The sequence below is a fragment of the Priestia sp. P5_B4 genome (assembly GCF_056400385.1).
The window spans coordinates 1-4,815 of sequence record NZ_JBFULJ010000256.1 but is presented as its reverse complement, the minus strand read 5'-3'; the positions used below and the strand labels follow the sequence as shown (position 1 = coordinate 4,815).

Here is a 4,815-nt window from a genome sequence, read left to right as displayed (position 1 = left end):
GAATGATGATGTGCGGAGGAATGGTGCTTGTAATGACGGTGTATAACATGTTAATGAATGATGTCATCGGGCATATCACCCTTGCAGAAGGTATTTTGAACTTGGTTATCACGTTTGTAGTCGCAATGGCTGTCGAAACTTTTTTCGTTGGTCCCGTAGCAAAAAAAGTAGCATTTTCACTGCCGTTTGATAAGTCTAAACAGTTAAAAGTCGTGTTGATTTTGTCATCATGTATGGTTATTGGAATGGTGCTTTCCATGTCTGTATATGGATTAATTACGATGTCACTTACGAAAGGCCTGCAAGGAGAGCCGCTTCTTTCAAGCTATGCATTTATCGTGATGAAAAACTTTATCGTAGCCTACCCGCTTCAGCTTCTTATTATGGGACCTTTAGTTCGTTTATTGTTTATGAAATTTGTGAAAAAGAATCCGGCAGCGGCTTAAGTCAAAACCCTAAGAGCGCCTATTTTCTTAGGGTTTTGTTATGCAAAGCTGTTTGGTAAGAAGAGAAGAAAATTCACGTAAAGCCGCCGATACAAAGGCATCTTTTCGCGTAATAAAAAAAGTGGGAACCTTTCTATATGGCTGCGGCAGCGGAGTTAACGTTAATGAATGGTCGTGATGAGATACAATGGATTTCATCATTACAGCTACGCCCATACCAGCTTTTACACACCCAATAATCGCTTCAATCGTACCAAATTCTAATATCCGTTTTGGAAACACGCCTTCTTTTGTCAACAGCATTTCTAACGTATGTCGATATGCGCATCCGCTGCTGAATGCTAATAAATTCATATCGTTTAGGCTGTAAAGAGAAGGAAGAGGGTGGCGGCTCACAAGTACAAGCTCTTCATCTTGAGTAAATAAAGAGTTTAGATCAGGATGTTCACAGCTGCCTGCAACAAATGCGCCTTCAAGTTTTCGGGTTAAAACCAGGTGAATAAGAACATCGGTTGTATGTGTTTCTAAAATGAAGTCTACATCCGGGTAGGCAGTGCAATAAGTAGAAAGCAAAGGCGGTAGCCGAAGAGCCGCGGTAGATTCAGTTGCACCTATTTTTAAAGGCCCTATCGGCGTGTGCGCACTGCTTCGAACAGTTATAGTGGCTTCATTGGTTAAACGAAGAATTTCTTCAGCATAACGATGCAACAGCTCTCCGCTAGAAGTTAACGTTACGCCTTTACCGCTGCGTTCAAATAGCTGTGTGCCGAGTTCAGCTTCTAGCTGCTGAATGCGCATCGTCACATTCGACTGCACATAGCTTAAACTTTTGGCAGCTTTTGAAATGTTTTTTTCTTCTGCTACCGTTGTAAAAACAAGCAAATCTTTTATATCCATAAAATCTCCTCCTTCAGCTATCATTTTTATTGATGACTTTTATCTTTATTCCTTATTTTACATGATACCATTCCTTCTCTACACTGAAAGTAGAGGTGGAGGAGAGAAAATGAGCAGACAAAAAGCTTCTTATAAGTGGATGATTTTATTTATTGCCACTCTTTCTCAGGCATGTGCCACGTTTGTCACCTACGGAGCGGGGCCATTGGCCGCGTTTTGGCAAAGACTATATGATTTATCGCAGTTTCAAACAGGACTGCTCGTATCAGCTATTCAAATTGGTCCGATCTTTTCCATGCTGCTTTTTGGAAACTGGATGGATCGTTATGGAGAAAGGTGGCTTGTAGGAGGAGGATCTATTTTGCTGGGGGTAAGCATGCTTTTTGCCTATAGCGCTGATCATTATTTGTATCTAACAAGCGTACTTCTCGCAGCAGGCGTGTGGTATGGAACAGCACAGCCAGGAGGAAGCAAAGCAGTGGTGAAGTGGTTTCCTTCTCATCATAGAGGCCTTGCCATGGGGATTCGGCAAACGGGGATACCGATTGGAGGCGTTGTCGCTTCAGCAGCATTACCGCTGCTGTTTCATCAATACGGCTGGCATGGGGCTGTTCTCGTACAGGCAGCGGCAGCTATCGGAGGAGGCATTCTTTTTTTTGTATTCTACCGAGAGCAATCATCATCGTCAGAAAAAAAGGAAACATTTACGCTTCGTCATAAAATCAAGCGCATTTCTCAAGATAAAACGCTTTATCCGCTGTTTTTTGTAGGTGTTTCAATGATTTCTCTTCAAATGATTATCGTTGCGCACTTTATTAGCTATTTAACGAAAGCCATAAAGATGGATTTTGCTTCAGCTGGCATTCTGCTGAGCATCACACTGTTAGGCGGAATGGTGGGGAGAATTGTTTTAGCTTGGGTAAGTGATTATGTGTATAACGGAAATCGAAGAACTCCTTTGCAAGTGACGGTTTGGATGGCTGCAGGATTAATAATAGCTATTTCTTATATTGGATTTACTTTGCCTTTTTGGCTACTAACTGCAGTTTGTTTTAGCCTCGGTTTTTTTGCAATTGGCTGGTTTAGTTTGTTTATCGTGCTAATAGCAGAAAAAGCGGATGATCGTTTTATTGGTTTAACGGTAAGCATTGCGTTAACGCTCAATCAATTTGCCATCGTGCTCGCACCGATTTGGTTTGGGCTCCTTGTGGATTGGCTCCGGAGTTACACGTTGGCTTTTAGTACGGTTGCATGCTTCATTGCTTGTGGAGGAATATGGTTAAAAAAAGAGCGAGTTCATTCATTTTTAAATAAAAACGTCACTAAATAAAAAGTGATTTAGGGCTATTTATTTAAGAATAGAGAAGACCTCTTATCCTCTAAAACGTTTCAAAGCCATGCTCCCGGGTACACACAACATTAATGAGGAGGAGATAGTATGGAAGCAAAAGCAAAGAATGTTGTGGGGGTATACAAAACGGAACAAGAAGCAATTCAAGCTGTAGAGAGTTTGAAAAAAGAAGGGTATACATCAGAAGAAATATCTATCATCGGCAAACATAAAAAGACCAAAAAAGTTCAGAAAGAAACGAATACAAAAGCAGAAGGGGCAGCAACTGGAGCACTTACCGGAGGTACGCTAGGGAGCTTGACCGGAATATTAGCAGGTGCCGGGGCTCTTGCCATACCGGGAATAGGTCCAATTGTGGCGGCTGGTCCGATTGTAGCTACATTAACAGGTGCGGCAGCTGGTGCGAGCGTAGGAGGTCTGTCTGGTATTTTAGTAAGTATGGGAATTCCAAAACAGCAGGCCGAACAATATAATGATTCAGTCAAAGAAGGCAGCTTGCTTGTTTTAGTAGACAAAGAAGACTTAGATCATGATGGAAACCCGAAAGCTCCTTTAACCGGAATGATTTTATAGAACGTAAGATAAGTAGGAGAAATCTGTCGCAGTGCGGCAGTTTTTTTTATGCGCTGGTTTTATTTAAGTGAACTTTATTGACAATAATATTCCATAATAGTTAAAAATATCAAAATATGTCATGGTGTATAAAATAATAATATGCCTTAAATTATAATGTAATATTATTGTAACAATAATGTATTTATTGTTTTATTTTGGGATCGAAATCTTGGTAAAAGCTTTAATAGAAGGATTTACGTGCAAGTTCCATCCAATAATTAACTGTTAATTATTATACTTAGTAGAATAATTTTCTAATTTATTTTCAGAAATTACTTTTTAGCAAATTATTCATGTTTGAAAGAGGGCTAAAAAGTATATTTCAAAAGTATGTTTACTTAAAAAGTTAAGCAGGTTGATTAGTAGCATCATTCATTTAGTTAAATTTCGAAAGGAGCTGCTAAAATGAGTATTCAAAAAAGTACAGATAGTTCTAGTTTAGCAGAAGTGATTGATCGAATTCTCGACAAAGGAATTGTCATCGATGCTTTTGCCCGAGTATCACTCGTAGGAATTGAAATCTTAACGATTGAAGCACGAGTCGTTATTGCAAGTGTCGATACGTGGCTTCGCTACGCAGAAGCCGTCGGGTTATTAACCGACAAAGTAGAGGAAGAAGGGCTGCCTGGCCGAACAGAAGAGCGAGGTGCAGGGCTTAGCTTTTAAGTCTTTTAATCATAAGAAAATTCATTAAATAAATAATAATAAGAGAAAAGAGGATGAAACATGTCAACAACTGATAACAATGTGCAAAATGAAAAACAAGAAAATCAGCAGCAGGAAGAAAAAACGCAAAACTCTTTAAATCTTGCTATTTTAGGAGGCGTAGTAGGAGCGGGAATTGGACTTCTTTCAAGTCCTCAAACGAGTAAAAAAGTACTCAGCCGCTTAGGACAATCAGAAATTGTACGTGCGACAGGACAAGAGTTAAGAAGAAACGCACAGGATATTCTAACGCAGCAAGCGATGGGAGCATTAAGACAGACGGCTACAGGCTATCTTGAAAAAGACAATTTAAGCAAGCTGCTGGCACCTAAAAAGAAAAAAGAAGATGCATCAAATGAACAAGGAAAKTCGCAGGAAGAAGTCAGCCAAAGCGCAGAAATGGAAACGTCTCAGTACGAAGAGCTAAAAGAAGAAAATAAAAATATGAACGACCAGCTGCAGCGCATTGAAGAGATGCTAAACAAACTCATGGACGCGAAGAAGTAAGATATCCGTCCTTAAGGGGAATTTCATGGATAAAAAAGATGTGGAGAAAGCAGCCTTAAAAGCAGGAAAAAAGATCATCGATCATACGCCTGAACCTGTTAAGGAAAAGGTAGAAGAAAAGGTTAAAGAAAAAGCGAAAKAAAAATTTGTCGAAAAAACTGAAGGGAAACTGCAGGAAAAAGCAAATGAAGCGTCAGAAAAACTGCAGAAAACAAAAGAAAAAAATGCCCAAAAGGTACACGGCAAAGGGGAAGACGCAAAAGAAAAGCTCCAAGACGTCTTACTATCAGTAAA

6 protein-coding genes and 1 pseudogene are annotated in these 4,815 nt (G+C 39.8%); 6 read left to right on the top strand and 1 reads right to left on the bottom strand.

All coding sequences use genetic code 11. The annotated features are described in order from the left end of the window. Positions 1-2: 2 nt before the first annotated feature. Complete coding sequence (locus AC1DRF_RS16900) at positions 3-446, top strand: DUF2798 domain-containing protein (RefSeq protein ID WP_477741208.1); 444 nt, start codon at positions 3-5, stop codon at positions 444-446. A 27-nt stretch (positions 447-473) separates the two neighbouring features. On the opposite strand, the gene AC1DRF_RS16895 is transcribed toward AC1DRF_RS16900, so the two are convergent. Beyond that, on the bottom strand, positions 474-1,343 hold the full coding sequence (locus AC1DRF_RS16895; protein WP_477741207.1) for a LysR family transcriptional regulator: 870 nt from the start codon (positions 1,341-1,343) through the stop codon (positions 474-476). Between the two features lie 109 nt (positions 1,344-1,452). Here AC1DRF_RS16895 and AC1DRF_RS16890 point away from each other — a divergent pair, with 109 nt between their 5' ends. From AC1DRF_RS16890 to AC1DRF_RS16870, 5 genes and pseudogenes are all read left to right on the top strand, one after another. After that, complete coding sequence (locus AC1DRF_RS16890) at positions 1,453-2,673, top strand: MFS transporter (RefSeq protein ID WP_427075910.1); 1,221 nt, start codon at positions 1,453-1,455, stop codon at positions 2,671-2,673. Positions 2,674-2,781: 108 nt separating this feature from the next. Then, positions 2,782-3,267: a general stress protein gene (locus tag AC1DRF_RS16885; protein WP_427075911.1), complete on the top strand. Its 486-nt coding sequence runs from the start codon at positions 2,782-2,784 to the stop codon at positions 3,265-3,267. A gap of 447 nt (positions 3,268-3,714) precedes the next feature. Beyond that, positions 3,715-3,975 (top strand): gas vesicle structural protein GvpA, encoded by a 261-nt coding sequence (gene gvpA / locus AC1DRF_RS16880; protein ID WP_013058000.1) that lies wholly within the window; start codon positions 3,715-3,717, stop codon positions 3,973-3,975. A 60-nt stretch (positions 3,976-4,035) separates the two neighbouring features. Beyond that, complete coding sequence (gene gvpT, locus AC1DRF_RS16875) at positions 4,036-4,521, top strand: GvpT/GvpP family gas vesicle accessory protein (RefSeq protein ID WP_477741206.1); 486 nt, start codon at positions 4,036-4,038, stop codon at positions 4,519-4,521. 25 nt (positions 4,522-4,546) lie between these two features. Then, positions 4,547-4,815: pseudogene (locus AC1DRF_RS16870) on the top strand (gas vesicle protein GvpQ); the annotation flags it as partial.

Coding starts and splice junctions, on each gene's coding strand:
- AC1DRF_RS16890 (WP_427075910.1), top strand. CDS start 1,453: ATGAGCAGACAAAAAGCTTCTTATAAGTGGATGATTTTATTTATTGCC.
- gvpA (WP_013058000.1), top strand. CDS start 3,715: ATGAGTATTCAAAAAAGTACAGATAGTTCTAGTTTAGCAGAAGTGATT.
- AC1DRF_RS16900 (WP_477741208.1), top strand. CDS start 3: ATGATGATGTGCGGAGGAATGGTGCTTGTAATGACGGTGTATAACATG.
- AC1DRF_RS16885 (WP_427075911.1), top strand. CDS start 2,782: ATGGAAGCAAAAGCAAAGAATGTTGTGGGGGTATACAAAACGGAACAA.
- AC1DRF_RS16895 (WP_477741207.1), bottom strand. CDS start 1,343: ATGGATATAAAAGATTTGCTTGTTTTTACAACGGTAGCAGAAGAAAAA.